12 protein-coding genes are annotated in these 14,136 nt (G+C 65.2%); 9 read left to right on the top strand and 3 right to left on the bottom strand.

Features of this window, described 5'->3' with window-relative positions; translation table 11 throughout:
* Window positions 1–121: 121 nt before the first annotated feature.
* The 6 genes from AC5RVB_RS09380 to nrdR all read left to right on the top strand — a co-directional run bounded on the left by AC5RVB_RS09380 (window position 122) and on the right by nrdR (window position 8,231).
* Window positions 122–790, top strand: coding sequence for a DivIVA domain-containing protein (locus tag AC5RVB_RS09380; RefSeq protein ID WP_227902285.1), 669 nt, complete (start codon window positions 122–124; stop codon window positions 788–790).
* A 139-nt stretch (window positions 791–929) separates the two neighbouring features.
* Window positions 930–1,622, top strand: coding sequence for a signal peptidase II (gene lspA, locus AC5RVB_RS09375; RefSeq protein ID WP_494142563.1), 693 nt, complete (start codon window positions 930–932; stop codon window positions 1,620–1,622).
* Between the two features lie 5 nt (window positions 1,623–1,627).
* Window positions 1,628–2,554 (top strand): RluA family pseudouridine synthase, encoded by a 927-nt coding sequence (locus tag AC5RVB_RS09370; RefSeq protein WP_494142583.1) that lies wholly within the window; start codon window positions 1,628–1,630, stop codon window positions 2,552–2,554.
* Window positions 2,555–2,625: 71 nt separating this feature from the next.
* Window positions 2,626–6,165 (top strand): DNA polymerase III subunit alpha, encoded by a 3,540-nt coding sequence (gene dnaE / locus AC5RVB_RS09365; RefSeq protein WP_227902265.1) that lies wholly within the window; start codon window positions 2,626–2,628, stop codon window positions 6,163–6,165.
* Between the two features lie 86 nt (window positions 6,166–6,251).
* Window positions 6,252–7,601 (top strand): histidinol dehydrogenase, encoded by a 1,350-nt coding sequence (gene hisD / locus AC5RVB_RS09360; RefSeq protein WP_423724594.1) that lies wholly within the window; start codon window positions 6,252–6,254, stop codon window positions 7,599–7,601.
* Between the two features lie 129 nt (window positions 7,602–7,730).
* Window positions 7,731–8,231 (top strand): transcriptional regulator NrdR, encoded by a 501-nt coding sequence (gene nrdR / locus AC5RVB_RS09355; RefSeq protein ID WP_227902264.1) that lies wholly within the window; start codon window positions 7,731–7,733, stop codon window positions 8,229–8,231.
* A gap of 132 nt (window positions 8,232–8,363) precedes the next feature.
* Here the strand turns inward: nrdR and ppgK are convergent, their stop codons facing one another.
* Window positions 8,364–9,167, bottom strand: coding sequence for a polyphosphate--glucose phosphotransferase (gene ppgK, locus AC5RVB_RS09350; RefSeq protein WP_227902263.1), 804 nt, complete (start codon window positions 9,165–9,167; stop codon window positions 8,364–8,366).
* A 39-nt stretch (window positions 9,168–9,206) separates the two neighbouring features.
* Window positions 9,207–10,085, bottom strand: coding sequence for a type I methionyl aminopeptidase (map, locus tag AC5RVB_RS09345; protein ID WP_227902262.1), 879 nt, complete (start codon window positions 10,083–10,085; stop codon window positions 9,207–9,209).
* Between the two features lie 101 nt (window positions 10,086–10,186).
* Here map and AC5RVB_RS09340 point away from each other — a divergent pair, with 101 nt between their 5' ends.
* A complete protein-coding gene (locus AC5RVB_RS09340) occupies window positions 10,187–10,348 on the top strand; it encodes an SPOR domain-containing protein (protein WP_227902261.1) in 162 nt (53 codons plus the stop codon).
* Here the strand turns inward: AC5RVB_RS09340 and panB are convergent, their stop codons facing one another.
* A complete protein-coding gene (gene panB / locus AC5RVB_RS09335) occupies window positions 10,349–11,215 on the bottom strand; it encodes a 3-methyl-2-oxobutanoate hydroxymethyltransferase (RefSeq protein WP_227902260.1) in 867 nt (288 codons plus the stop codon). It abuts the gene before it with no gap.
* A gap of 165 nt (window positions 11,216–11,380) precedes the next feature.
* Here panB and AC5RVB_RS09330 point away from each other — a divergent pair, with 165 nt between their 5' ends.
* Window positions 11,381–12,721 (top strand): glutamine synthetase family protein, encoded by a 1,341-nt coding sequence (locus tag AC5RVB_RS09330; RefSeq protein ID WP_227902259.1) that lies wholly within the window; start codon window positions 11,381–11,383, stop codon window positions 12,719–12,721.
* A gap of 16 nt (window positions 12,722–12,737) precedes the next feature.
* On the top strand, window positions 12,738–14,136 hold a 1,399-nt coding region (locus tag AC5RVB_RS09325), incomplete at its 3' end, for a [protein-PII] uridylyltransferase family protein (protein ID WP_494142562.1).

Below are 14,136 nucleotides of genomic sequence, written 5' to 3'. Positions count from 1 at the left end.
CCCCCAAAAGATATACTGTGAAAATTGATACAACCCCAGATTTTGTATGTCCGTAATTCTCTACGTAGAACCGCCTGCCTGACACGCAGGCGAATCTTATAATCCAGTATGAGGTGACCAGATGGCTCTGACGCCAGAAGATGTTGTCAACAAGCGGTTCCAGCCGACCAAGTTCCGGGAAGGCTATGACCAGGACGAAGTCGATGACTTCCTCGACGAGATCGTGGTGGAGCTGCGCCGGCTGAACGCCGAAAACGAAGACCTCCGCCGCCAGCTGGCCGAGGCCGTTGCCGGCGGTTCGTCCAGCTCGGTTCCCGCGCCGGTCGCTGCAGCCTCCAAGACCGAGCAGGTCGCCGAAGAGCCCAAGCCCGAACCCAAGGTCGAAGCTCCGAAGGCTGAAGAGAAGCCGGCACCGGTCGAGACCAAGCCCGAGCCCGCCCCGGCTCCCGCCGCCGCTCCTGCCGCTGCCAACAACACCGAGACCGCCGCCGGCATCCTGGCCATGGCCCAGAAGATGCACGACGACTACGTCAGCGCCGGTGTTGAGCAGCGCGACAAGATCATCGCCGAAGCGCAGATCGAGGCCAGCGGCCTCGTCACGGACGCCCAGGAGAAGAGCCGCAAGATCCTCAGCACCCTCGAGCAGCAGAAGGCCGTGCTTGAGCGCAAGGTTGAGCAGCTGCGCGGCTTCGAGCGCGATTACCGCTCCCGCCTGAAGGCTTACATCGAAGGCCAGCTGCGTGATCTGGATGCACGCGGTTCGGTTGCTTCGGAAACCGCCGACGCATAATTCCTGCCAGTCCCGGTCCCGTGGGGATCGGTTAAACTGAAGGCAACGGCAGAACCTGACACGGGCCGGCGGCCGGGTAACCCCGGCCGCCGGCCCGTGTCGTTTCCGATGTCCCTCATCCTTAAACAACGAAAGCATCATGACAACATCCTCACCGGAGACCCCCGGCCAAACAGGACTTGGGCACAGCACCGGCCGGAAGCGTCGGGCAGGGCTGCTGATGCTGCTCCTCGCGGCTGCCGCGCTGGCGTTTGACCAGCTCACCAAGCTGTGGGTTGTGCGCACCATGACCGAAGGGCAGATCACCGATGTGGCCGCCCCGCTGCTGCGCTGGCACTTCATCCGCAATCCTGGCGCCGCGTTCTCCATCGGCACCGACTACACCTGGGTCTTTACCATCATCATGGTGCTGGTCTCCGCCTTCCTCATCTACCTGATGTTCCGGGTCCGGTCGCTGGGCTGGGCGACGGCGCTGGGCCTGGTGCTCGGCGGTGCCATGGGCAACCTGATGGACCGTCTCTTCCGCGAACCCTCGTTCGGGCAGGGCCATGTGGTGGACTTCATCGCCTTCCCCAATTTCGCGATCTTCAATATCGCCGATTCCTGCGTGGTCAGCGGTGTCATTCTCGTGTGCCTGCTGACCCTGCGCGGGATCGACCTGGATGGCACGCGCAGTGCGGACAGCGCCGGGACCCGTGCCGGAAAAACAGGTGCCGCTGCCAGGCACGGCGCCGAGGAACCCCGCAGTGGCGAACCCGGTGCTGCGGCGCCCGGCTCCGACGCGGGGGAGCGCAGCGGACGCAGGCTCAGCGAGCGGGAGGACGAGCGGTGAACGAGCTGCATGCAGTTTTTAGCGTTCCGGAAGAAGCCGATGGAAAGCGCGCGGACGCGGTGGTCGCGTCACTGCTCGAAGTATCCCGTTCAGTGGCAGCGACCTGGTGCACCGACGGCTACTTCAGCTCCGGCGGCCGGGTACTCTCCAAATCGGACAAGCTGAAGGCAGGCCAGGAAATCACCGCCGACGTGCCGGAACAGCGCGACCCGCTCGCCGTCGTCGTCGAACCCGTGGAGGACTTGAAGATCCTGGGCGATGACGAGCACTTCGTGGTGATTGACAAGCCGGTAGGCGTGGCAGCCCACCCCTCGCCGGGATGGGTCGGCCCCACAGTGGTGGGTGCCCTGGCAGCCGCCGGCTACCGGATTTCCACCTCCGGTGCGCCCGAGCGCCAGGGCATCGTCCACCGGCTCGACGTCGGCACCTCCGGCGTGATGGTGGTGGCCAAGACCGAGCACGCCTACACGCTGCTGAAACAGGCCTTCAAGGACCGCACCGTGGACAAGATGTACCACGCCGTGGTCCAGGGGCTGCCGGATCCGCTGAAGGGCACCATTGACGCACCCATCGGCCGGCACCCGGGCTACGACTGGCGCTTCGCCGTTGTCGAAGGAGGACGGCCCTCAATCACCCATTACGAGGTCCTGGAAGCCTTTGGCAAGGCGTCCCTGGTGGAGGTGCACCTGGAAACCGGACGCACGCATCAGATCCGCGTCCATTTCTCCGCACTGCGACACCCGTGTGCCGGCGACCTGACCTACGGGGCTGACGCCAAACTTGCCGCCGAGCTGGGCCTGACCCGGCAGTGGCTGCACGCCCGGAAGCTGGGCTTCACCCATCCGGGTTCCGGTGAATACGTGGAGTTTGTCAGCGAGTACCCGCAGGATCTGCAGTACGCCGTGGACGCACTGCGCAGCGGGCTGATCTAGCCGGAAGTGACATCCGGCGCAGCGGCGCGGCGGGGGTAAATCCCCCGCGCGCCGGGGCCTAGAATGTACTGGTGGCTTCAGCAACTAGTACGTCGAAATCGTTTGTCCATCTTCACAACCACACTGAATACTCGATGCTGGACGGTGCCGCGAGGCTGACCGACCTGTTCAGCCACGCCGACGAACTGGGCATGAACGCCCTGGCGACCACCGACCACGGATTCGTGTTCGGCGCCTTTGACTTCTGGAACAAGGCCCGCAGCGCAGGCATCAAACCCATTGTGGGTGTGGAGGCCTATCTCACCCCCGGCACCGCCCGGGCGGACAAAACCCGTGTGAAGTGGGGCGACGGCGGCCGCAACGACGTTTCCGGCGCCGGTGCCTACACCCACATGACCATGTGGGCCGAAAGCACCGAAGGCATGCACAACCTGTTCCGCATGTCCTCCCTCGCCTCCCTCGAGGGCTACCTCTACAAGCCCCGCATGGACCGGGACCTGCTGCAGACCTACGGCAAGGGCCTCATTGCCACCACCGGCTGCCCCTCCGGCGAAGTGCAGACCAAGCTGCGCCTGGGACTCTACAAGGAAGCCGTGCAGGCAGCCTCGGACTTCCGGGACATCTTCGGCAAGGAGAACTTCTTCTGCGAGCTGATGGACCACGGCCTGGACATTGAACGCAACGTCCAGGCGGACCTGATCAAGCTGGCGCGGGAACTGCAGCTGCCCCTGGTGGCCACCAATGACCTGCACTACACCCACGCCGAGGATGCCTCCGCCCACGCGGCCCTGCTCTGCGTCCAGTCCGGCTCGTCGCTGGCTGACCCCAAGCGCTTCAAGTTCGACGCCGACGAGTTCTACCTGAAGTCCCCGGACGAAATGCGGGCCATCTTCCGCGACCACCCGGACGCCTGCGACAACACCCTGCTCATTGCCGAGCGGTGCGACGTCGAATTCAACACCAAAGCCTCCTACATGCCCCGTTTCCCCTGCCCGCCCGGGGAAAACGAGGAATCCTGGTTCATCAAGGAAGTGGAAACCGGGCTGCACTACCGGTTCCCGAAGGGCATTCCGGACGATGTCCGCAAACAGGCCGAATACGAAATCGGCATCATCACCCAGATGGGCTTCCCGGGCTACTTCCTGGTGGTGGCCGACTTCATCAACTGGGCCAAGAACAACGGCATCCGGGTGGGCCCCGGCCGCGGCTCCGGCGCCGGTTCCATGGTGGCCTACGCCATGCGCATCACCGACCTGAACCCGCTGAACCACGGGCTGATCTTCGAACGCTTCCTGAACCCGGACCGTGTGTCCATGCCTGACTTCGACGTCGACTTCGATGATCGGCGCCGCTCCGAAGTGATCCACTACGTCACCGAGAAGTACGGCGCGGACCGCGTCTCCATGATCGTCACCTACGGCACCATCAAGGCCAAGCAGGCCCTGAAGGACTCCTCCCGCGTGATGGGCTACCCGTTCTCCGTGGGCGAGCGGCTCACCAAGGCCATGCCGCCGGACGTAATGGGCAAGGGCCTGTCCCTGCAGGACGTGCACAACAAGGAAGCCAAGCGGTACGGCGAAGCCGACGAGCTGCGCGAGCTGCTCAAGACCGATCCGGATTCCCAGCGGGTCTTTGACACCGCACTGGGCCTGGAGGGGCTGAAGCGCCAGTGGGGCGTGCACGCCGCCGGCGTCATCATGTCCTCGGACCCGCTGATCGACATTATCCCGATCATGAAGCGCGAGCAGGACGGGCAGGTAATCACCCAGTTCGATTACCCCACCTGCGAAGGCCTGGGCCTGATCAAGATGGACTTCCTCGGCCTGAGGAACCTGACGATCATTTCCGACGCCATTGAGAACATAAAGCTCAACCAGGACATTGACCTGGACCTGGAGCAGCTTGAACTCGATGACAAGGGCTCCTACGACCTGCTGGCAAGCGGCGACACCCTGGGCGTGTTCCAGCTCGACGGCGGGCCCATGCGGTCCCTGCTCAAGCTCATGCGCCCGGATAACTTCGAAGACATCTCCGCCGTCATCGCGCTGTACCGGCCCGGTCCCATGGGCGCCAACTCGCACACCAACTACGCCCTGCGCAAGACCGGCGTCCAGGAAATCACCCCGATCCATCCCGAGCTGGAAGAGCCGCTGCGGGAAATCCTGGACACCACCTACGGCCTGATTGTGTATCAGGAGCAGGTCATGGCCATCGCCCAGAAGGTCGCCGGCTTCACGCTCGGCCAGGCAGATATCCTCCGCCGCGCCATGGGCAAAAAGAAGAAGTCCGAACTGGACAAGCAGTACGCCGGCTTCCACCAGGGCATGGTGGACCGCGGCTACTCGGAGGCGGCCATCAAGGCCCTCTGGGACATCCTGCTTCCCTTCTCCGACTACGCCTTCAACAAAGCCCACTCCGCTGCCTACGGCCTGGTCTCCTACTGGACCGCCTACCTCAAGGCGCACTACCCGTCCGAGTACATGGCTGCCCTGCTCACCTCCGTCGGTGACGACAAGGACAAGCTCGCCCTGTACCTGAACGAGTGCCGCAAAATGGGCATCACGGTGCTGCCGCCGGACGTCAACGAGTCCTCGGTAAACTTCACCCCTGTGGGCAAGGACATCCGCTTCGGCATGGGCGCCATCCGCAACGTCGGCACCAACGTGGTCCAGGCCATGGTGGCCGCCCGTGAGGAGAAGGGTGCCTACACCAACTTCAAGGACTTCCTGATGAAGGTCCCGGCGGTGGTCTGCAACAAGCGCACCATCGAATCCCTCATCAAGGCCGGCGCCTTCGACTCCATGGGCCATGCCCGCCGGCCGCTGGCGATGATCCATGAAGAAGCCATCGACTCGGTGGTGGTGCTCAAGCGCAACGAGGCCGTGGGACAGTTTGACCTCTTCGCCGCAATCAGCGACCAGGAGCCGGAAGACTCGATCAGCATCGATATTCCGGACCTGCCCGAATGGGAGAAGAAGGACAAACTCTCCTTTGAACGGGACATGCTCGGGCTCTACGTTTCGGACCATCCGCTGCAGGGCCTTGAAGGCATCCTGAGCCAGCACGCGGACTCCACCATCACGAACATCGTGGGGGAGGAAGGCCCGCCCGACGGCGCCATCGTCACCATCGCCGGCATGATCACCTCGCTGCAGCGGCGCATCGCCAAGAACAGCGGCAACGCCTATGCCCGCTGCGAGATTGAGGACCTTGCCGGGTCCATGGAAGTGATGTTCTTCGGGCAGGTGTACGGCCCGATTGCGGCGGTGCTGGCCGAGGACCTGATTGTGGTGGTCCGTGGCCGGCTGCAGCGCCGCGACGACGGCGCCGTCACCCTCAACGCCCAGGAACTGACCGTTCCGGACCTCAGCGAAGGCCATTCCGGCCCCGTGGTGATTTCCATGGCGACCTATAAAGCCACCGAAACAGTGGTGTCGCAGCTGGGCGACGTGCTGCGCACGCACCCGGGCACATCGGAGGTGCAGATCCGGCTCAACGGCTCCCGCACCGTGGAAGTCATGAAGCTGGGAGTCGACATGCGCGTGAACCCCACGCCGTCGCTGTTCGGTGACCTGAAGGTGCTGCTCGGCCCGGCCTGCCTGGACAGCTAGCAGGCGCCCGACGAACAGGAGGGACGGCCCGTAGTGCGGCGACGCGCAGCGGTGCCGGGCCGGCGGGGCTGGGTAGAATAAAAGGCGTGATCTCTTCCAGCCCCGAAGCAGCCTTTGATTCATTCCGCACCATTGACCTGCGCGGGAAGCACCTGAGCCCCGCAGAGCTCAAGGGTGCCATGCCGCGCGCCGAAACCACGTTCGACGCCGCCTCTGACGCGGTTGCCGCCATCATCACCGATGTCCGCACGCGTGGATTTGCGGCCCTGACGGACCTGGCGCAGCGCTTCGACGGCGTGGAGCAGCATTCGGTGCGGGTTCCGGACGAAGCACTGGACACCGCACTGGAGCAGCTGGACCCCGCGGTCCGTTCCGCCCTGGAAACCGCGATTGACCGGACCCGGACCTTCGCCAAAGCCCAGTGCCCTGCGGATGCGGAGGTCGAAATCCGCCCCGGTGCCGTCCTCACGCACAAATGGGTTCCAGTGTCCCGGGTGGGGCTCTACGTGCCCGGCGGTCTGGCCGTCTACCCGTCTTCGGTGATCATGAACGTTGTCCCGGCGCAGGCGGCAGGCGTCCAATCCCTGGCCCTGGCATCCCCGCCGCAGAAGGAATTCGGCGGACTGCCCCACCCCACCATCCTGGCCGCCGCCAAACTCCTGGGCATCACCGAGGTCTACGCAGTGGGCGGGGCGCAGGCCATCGCCGCCTTCGCCTACGGGGTTCCCGCCGATGCGAACAACGGCGAACTTCTTCCCGTGGACGTAGTGACCGGCCCGGGCAACGTGTTTGTCGCGACCGCCAAGCGCCTGGTCAAGGGCGTGGTGGGTATTGACTCCGAAGCCGGACCCACCGAGATTATGGTCCTGGCGGATGACACAGCCAACCCCCGGCTGGTGGCAGCTGACCTCATCAGCCAGGCCGAGCACGATCCCAACGCCGGCTCGGTCCTGGTGACCGCTTCCGAGGAACTTGCCGGGAAGGTCCGGGCCGAACTCGCCCGCCAGGCCGGCACCACAAAGCACGGCGACCGGGTGCGGACCGCCCTGTCCGGTGCGCAGTCCGGTGTGATCCTGGTGGATGGCCTGGAACAGGGGATCGCGGTCTGTGATGCCTATGCAGCTGAACACCTCGAGATCCAGACTGCCGACGCCGAGGCGGTGGCAGCGCGGATCCGCAGCGCGGGTGCCATCTTCGTTGGGGATTACAGCCCCGTCAGCCTGGGGGACTACTGCGCCGGTTCCAACCACGTGCTGCCCACCGGCGGCACTGCAGCGTTCTCCTCCGGCCTGAACGTCACCACCTTTATGCGGGCCATCCAGGTGATCAATTACAACCGTGAGGCCCTGCAGGAGGTAAGCGCGGACATTGTGGCCCTCTCGGTTGCCGAAGATCTGCCCGCCCACGGCGACGCGGTCACCGTCCGGTTCAGCTAAGCCGCTCTTTCTCTCCCACCCGCCACATGTAGTGGAACCAACCACTACATGTGGTGGTCCCACTTGGTGCCGAAGGTGCGTGCGCCCTATAGTGAGAGCACCATAAGGCCCATCGCGAAAGGACGGGACATGTACTGTCCGTTTTGCCGCAACGCTGATTCCCGCGTCGTGGACAGCCGCCTGGCGGATGACGGTTCGGCAATCCGCCGCCGCCGGCAGTGCCCCCAGTGCGGACGCCGGTTCTCCACGGTGGAAACCACCAGCCTCAGCGTGATCAAGCGCTCCGGCGTGGGGGAGCCCTTCAGCCGCAGCAAGGTCATTAACGGCGTACGCAAGGCCTGCCAGGGCCGGCCGGTCAGTGAAGATGATCTGGCCATGCTGGCGCAGGAAGTCGAGGAATCCATCCGCGCCAGCGGCGTGGCGGAGATTGATGCCCACGAAGTAGGCCTGGCCATCCTGACGCCGCTGCAGAAGCTGGACCAGGTGGCCTACCTGCGCTTCGCCAGCGTCTACCAGTCCTTCGAATCGCTGGAGGATTTCGAGACCGCCATCGAGAAGCTGCGGACCGAGGGCCGGGACAGTGCGGGCAGGGTGCCCTCCGGCGCCCAGCGTCCGCTTACGGCGCAGTAGCCCGCTTACGTCCCCGTCCAATTACGGCGCAGTAGCCCGCACAAACACGAAAAAGGCGGCGGAAGGGAAGTCCCTTCCGCCGCCTTTCTGCCGTCCGCCCGCCTGCACTGGGCGCGGCGGGAGGCTGCGGGCCTACTTGATGTACTTGAAATGCAGGGCTGCCTGCAGGGCCGCGCCCACAATGCCTGCGTTGTTCTTCAGGTTGGCCGTGACCATGGGGGTCCGCAGATCCAGCATGGGCAGGAAGTCCTCGCTGCGCTTGGAGATGCCTCCGCCGATCACGAACAGGTCGGGGGAGAAGAGGAACTCCACGTGGGAGAAGTAGCGCTGCAGCCGCTGGGCATACTCCTCCCAGCCGATGCCGTCACGCTCCCGTGCCGAGGCGGACGCCTTGGACTCCGCGTCGTGGCCGTCAATCTCCAGATGGCCCAGCTCGGCGTTGGGAACCAGGACACCCTGGTGGATCAGCGCCGAACCGATGCCGGTGCCGAGGGTGATGACCAGCACCGTGCCCTCCACGCCGCGCCCGGCGCCGTAGCGTGCCTCGGCCAGCCCGGCGGCGTCGGCGTCGTTCATGACCTGCACATCCCGGCCCAGCGCCTTGGTGAGCAGGGCGTCGACGTCGGTGTCCACCCAGCTGTTGTCCACGTTGGCCGCGGAACGGGCAACGCCGTGCTGGATGATGGCAGGGAAGGTGACGCCCACGGGCACATCGGGACCCGGGCCCTCGGGGCGCGAGGACAGCTCCGCCACGATCTGCCCGACGACGCCGGCTACGGCTTCAGGGGTGGCCGGCTGCGGGGTGGGAATACGGAACCGGTCGCCAATCAGCTTGCCCTTGGACAGGTCGACGACGCCGCCCTTGATGCCGGTGCCGCCGATATCAATTCCAATGACGGCGTCGACGTGCTTGTCGGACTTATGCTTCTTGGCCATGGTTCTCCAGTAGTAGTTCTGAGCTCGGGCTTACGCGGATTAGGGAAGGGTCAGAACTTCGGCACCGGTATCAGTGACGAGCAGGGTGTGCTCGAACTGCGCGGTCCGTTTGCGGTCCTTGGTCAGGACGGTCCAGTTGTCATCCCACATGTCCCACTCAATGGTTCCCAGAGTGAGCATAGGTTCAATCGTAAACACCATTCCCGGTTCAATCAGCCTGCTGTACGCCGGTGCGGCGTCGTAATGCGGGATGATCAGGCCGGTGTGGAACGCCTCGCCCACGCCGTGGCCGGTGAAGTCCCGGACCACGCCGTAGCCGAAGCGCTTGGCGTAAGACTCGATGGTACGGCCGATGACGTTGATTTCACGTCCCGGCGCGACGGCCTTGATTGCCCGGCGCAGGGACTCCTGGGTGCGTTCCACCAGCAGACGGGAATCCTCGTCCACGTCGCCCACAAGGAAGGTCCAGTTGGTATCGCCGTGCACGCCGTTGATATAGGCAGTGATGTCGATGTTGATGATGTCGCCGTCGGCTAGCACCGTGCTGTCCGGGATGCCGTGGCAGATGACCTCATTGATGGAGGAGCACAGGGACTTGGGGAAGCCCCGGTAACCCAGCGTGGAGGGGTAGGCATGGTGGTCCAGCAGGAACTCGTGGCCCACCCGGTCCAGCTCATCGGTGGTGACGCCCGGAGCAATGTGCCTGCCCACCTCGACGATGGCCTGGGCAGCGATCCGGCTGGCAATCCGGATCTTTTCGATGGTCTCCGCAGACTTGACCTCGGACCCGGTGAACGGTGCCGGTGCCTCCCGGTCCACATATTCGGGGCGGGGGATCGACGCCGGTACCCGCAGCCGGGGGCTCACAATCCCGGGCGAGAGGTGTCCAACAGGTGCAGTGGCAAGATTCTGGGGCATACCATCGATCTTATCGCCAGCGTGCCCGGACAGGGGACGGGGAAGTACCAAACGCACCGGCGGCCGGTACCGCCGGGCGCACAGTCAACAGGAGGACACCAATGGCCGATTACTGGTTCAACGTTGTGACGCATGAGGTCGAGGAAGGTCCGCAGTCCGACTGGACGAAGCTGCTCGGACCCTACCCCACGCGTGAAGAAGCCGAACTGGCACTGCAGAAGGTCCAGGCCAGGAACAAGGCCTGGGACGCGGAGGAAGACTGACTAGAAGCTGTGCTCCGGGCCGGGGAAGGAGCCGCTGCGGACCTCGTCCGCGTATTCCTTCGCCGCCCGGGACAGCTCGGTGCGCAGGTCCGCGAACGCCTTGACGAAGCGCGGCTGCCGTCCGCCGCGCAGTCCGGCCATGTCCTGCCACACCAGCACCTGCCCGGTGGTGGCGTTGCCCGCACCGATCCCGATGGTGGGCACCCGCACCGCGGCGTCGACCTCGGCTGCGATGTCCGCAGGCACCATTTCCATCAGCACGCAGAACGCACCCGCCTCGGCAAGCGCTACGGCATCCGCCACCACTTCCGCACCGGCTTCGCCGCGGCCCTGGACCTTGTAGCCGCCCAGCGCGTGTTCGGCCTGGGGCGTGAAGCCCACATGCGCCATCACCGGGATGCCGGCGGCCGTCATGGCCCGGACATGGTCCACGTAGTGACGCCCGCCTTCCATCTTGACGGCGTGGACCAGACCTTCCTTCATCAGCCGCACGGAGGACTCGATGGCCTGGGCGGGGGAGACCTCGTAGGAGCCGAAAGGCAGGTCACAGACCACCAGTGCGTGGCTTGCCCCGGCGGTCACCGAGCGGGCAAAAACGATCATTTCGTCCATGGTGATGGGCAGGGTAGTCGCGTGCCCCATGACATTGTTGGCCGCGGAGTCGCCCACCAGCAGCACCTCAATGCCGGCTTCATCGAAAATGCCGGCCGCGTACTGGTCATAGGCGGTCAGCATCGCGAATCTGCCGCCGTTGTCCTTGAGCTGCTGCAGGTGCGAGATACGGATTTTCTTCAGCGCCGGGGCCGCTGAGGCGGCGGGCGTCCCGGGGGCGGCGGCGTACGGGGAAGGCTGTTCGGCACTGGTCATGTATCGAGCCTACTAAAGAACGGGCACGGGGAACCCGCCGTCCCGCCGTCGGCGGTGCCGTAACGCAACGGCTCGAAGAACGCGCTGAGGTGGAAATGGCGCGTACGTAGGTAGAGTGAAGAAGGCTTCACAAGTCTCAAAACGGGAACAGGAAAGAAGGTAAGGATGAACCGCCAGCAGGAATTCGTTCTGCGCACCATCGAGGAGCGCGATGTCCGGTTTGTGCGGTTGTGGTTCACCGACGTCGTGGGCTCACTGAAGTCGGTGGCACTGGCCCCGGCGGAAGTGGAAGGCGCGTTCGAGGAGGGGCTGGGATTCGACGGCTCGTCCATTGAAGGCCTGGCGCGGATTTTCGAGTCCGACATGCTGGCCCAGCCTGATCCGTCCACGTTCCAGATCCTGCCCTGGCGCGGCGACGAAGAGCAGACCTCCCGGATGTTCTGCGACATCCTTACCCCGGACGGCCAGCCCTCCGCCGCGGACCCGCGCAACGTGCTCAAGCGCCAGCTGGCCAAGGCCGCGGACATGGGCTTCACCTGCTACACCCATCCGGAGATCGAGTTCTACCTGCTGAAGTCGGACCAGCTGGGGGATGACGGCGAGCCGGTTCCGGTGGACCAGGCCGGATACTTCGACCACGTTCCGGGCGGCGTTGCCCAGGATTTCCGCCGCACCGCCGTGTCCATGCTGGAAGCGGTGGGCATTTCCGTGGAGTTCAGCCACCACGAGGCCGGTCCGGGCCAGAACGAGATCGACCTGCGCTACGCCGACGCCCTGCAGACCGCGGATAACATCATGACCTTCCGCACCGTCGTCAAGGAAGTTGCCCTGATGACGGACTGCTACGCCAGCTTTATGCCGAAGCCGTTCTCGCACCACCCCGGCTCCGGCATGCACACCCACTTCTCCCTGTTCGAGGGCGACAGCAACGCGTTCTTCGAGGCCGGCGCCGAATTCCAGCTGTCCAAGACCGCCCGGCAGTTCATGGCCGGCATCCTCCGCCACGCCCCGGAGTTCACCGCCGTCACCAACCAGTTCGTGAACTCCTACAAGCGGCTCTGGGGCGGCGGCGAAGCACCGAGCTACCTCTCCTGGGGCCACAACAACCGCTCGGCCCTGCTCCGGGTTCCGCTGTACAAGCCGAACAAGGGACAGTCTGCGCGCATTGAATACCGCGGTATCGACTCGGCGGCGAACCCCTACCTGTCCTACGCGGTGCTGCTTGGCGCCGGCCTGAAGGGCATTGAAGAGGGCTATGACCTGCCGCCCGGTGCCGAGGACGATATTGAAAGCCTGAGCGCCGCCGAACGCCGCGCCATGGGGCACGACCCGCTGCCCGCATCCCTGCATGACGCCGTACGGGTCATGGAGGACTCCGAGCTGGTCGCCGAAATCCTCGGCGAGCAGGTGTTCGAGAACTTCCTGCGCAACAAGCGCGCGGATTGGAACGAATACCGCCAGCACGTGACCCGGTTCGAGCTGCAGAAGAACCTGGGCATTCTCTAACGGAGGGCCGGTACCCATGAGCCTGACCCGGCGGATGATTGCCACAGGTTTCCAGGATCTTGAGAAGAGCGCACGCTTCCTGGCGGCCTCCGAACTGGAACCGGTGGATGAGGACGCCCTTTTTGGCGGGTTCAACAATTCCGCGGATCCGGACCTGGCCCTGCAGTCACTGGTGCGGCTGATCGGCCGGATCCCGGAGGTCGTGGAGCTGGTCAACGCCGCGGATGAGCGGAATGAGGCACTGTTCCGGCTCCTGGGCGCTTCGGAGGCGCTGGCGGAATTCCTGATGCGCCACCCCGAAAACATGGATCTGCTCCACCGTCCCCTGCGCGCGGAACCGGGCAGCACCGGGGCGGGCGAGCTGCGCGCCTCACTGCTGGACGCCGTCCGGGCCGGCAGCGGTCCGGCACCGGTGGCGCGGCTGACGGGCGCCGAGGCGTATGTTGCCCTGCGTGCCCGCTACCGGCGCCACCTGCTGGATCTTGCGGTCCGGGATCTGGGCGCCGCCTCGCCCACGGATTATCTGCCCTCCGCAGGCCGGGAACTTGCCGACCTGGCCGGCGCCGCGCTGGAAGCTGCCCTGGCCGTCTCGCGCGCGGAACTGGCGGCCAGCTACCCGGCAGAGGAAATCTCGGCAGTAAAGCTCGCCGTCATTGGCATGGGCAAGGCCGGCGCCCGGGAACTGAACTACATCTCCGACGTGGACGTTATCTACGTTATTGAAGCCTCAGGACTGCCGGAGCAGCGGGCCTCCACCATCGGTACGGCCCTCGCGGCGGGGATTTCGCGGGCCATCAACACCGCCGCACCGGAGCCGCCGCTCTGGGAAGTGGATACCAACCTCCGGCCGGAGGGCAAGGACGGTCCGCTGGTCCGCACCCTGGACTCACACATGAACTACTACCAGCGGTGGGCACACAGCTGGGAGTTCCAGGCACTGCTGAAGGCACGGGCCATGGCCGGGGACCCGGAACTGGGGCGGCGCTACGAGGAGGCAGTGGCGCCCCTGATCTGGACCAGCTCGGAACGTGACGGTTTCGTGGAATCGGTGCAGGCCATGCGCCGTCGGGTCACCGAGAACATTCCGGCCAGCGAAGAGGCCCGCCAGCTCAAACTGGGCAGCGGCGGACTGCGGGACGTGGAGTTCACGGTGCAGCTGCTGCAGTTGGTCCACGGCCGCATTGATGAGTCCCTGCGCGTACGCGGCACCACGGCTGCCATCGCCGCACTCAGCGACGCCGGTTATATCGGGCGCGCCGACGCCCGGGAGCTGGACGAGTCCTACCGGTACCTGCGGGTGCTCGAACACCGCATTCAGATGGTGCACATGCGCCGTACCCACCTGATGCCGGAAAACGACGCGGCGCTGCGGGCCCTGGCCAAGGCCAGCGCCGGTGCACTGGCGCCCGGACGCC

The sequence above is a fragment of the Arthrobacter sp. Y3225209 genome (assembly GCF_059090685.1).
The sequence above is the reverse complement of the archived record's forward strand: the minus strand, read 5'-3'. Positions and strand labels throughout refer to the sequence as shown.

Excerpts from the sequence above, each read along its gene's own strand:
- AC5RVB_RS09380 (WP_227902285.1), top strand. The coding sequence starts at position 122 with ATGGCTCTGACGCCAGAAGATGTTGTCAACAAGCGGTTCCAGCCGACC.
- lspA (WP_494142563.1), top strand. The coding sequence starts at position 930 with ATGACAACATCCTCACCGGAGACCCCCGGCCAAACAGGACTTGGGCAC.
- nrdR (WP_227902264.1), top strand. The coding sequence starts at position 7,731 with ATGTACTGTCCGTTTTGCCGCAACGCTGATTCCCGCGTCGTGGACAGC.
- ppgK (WP_227902263.1), bottom strand. The coding sequence starts at position 9,167 with ATGGCCAAGAAGCATAAGTCCGACAAGCACGTCGACGCCGTCATTGGA.
- map (WP_227902262.1), bottom strand. The coding sequence starts at position 10,085 with ATGCCCCAGAATCTTGCCACTGCACCTGTTGGACACCTCTCGCCCGGG.
- AC5RVB_RS09340 (WP_227902261.1), top strand. The coding sequence starts at position 10,187 with ATGGCCGATTACTGGTTCAACGTTGTGACGCATGAGGTCGAGGAAGGT.
- panB (WP_227902260.1), bottom strand. The coding sequence starts at position 11,215 with ATGACCAGTGCCGAACAGCCTTCCCCGTACGCCGCCGCCCCCGGGACG.
- AC5RVB_RS09330 (WP_227902259.1), top strand. The coding sequence starts at position 11,381 with ATGAACCGCCAGCAGGAATTCGTTCTGCGCACCATCGAGGAGCGCGAT.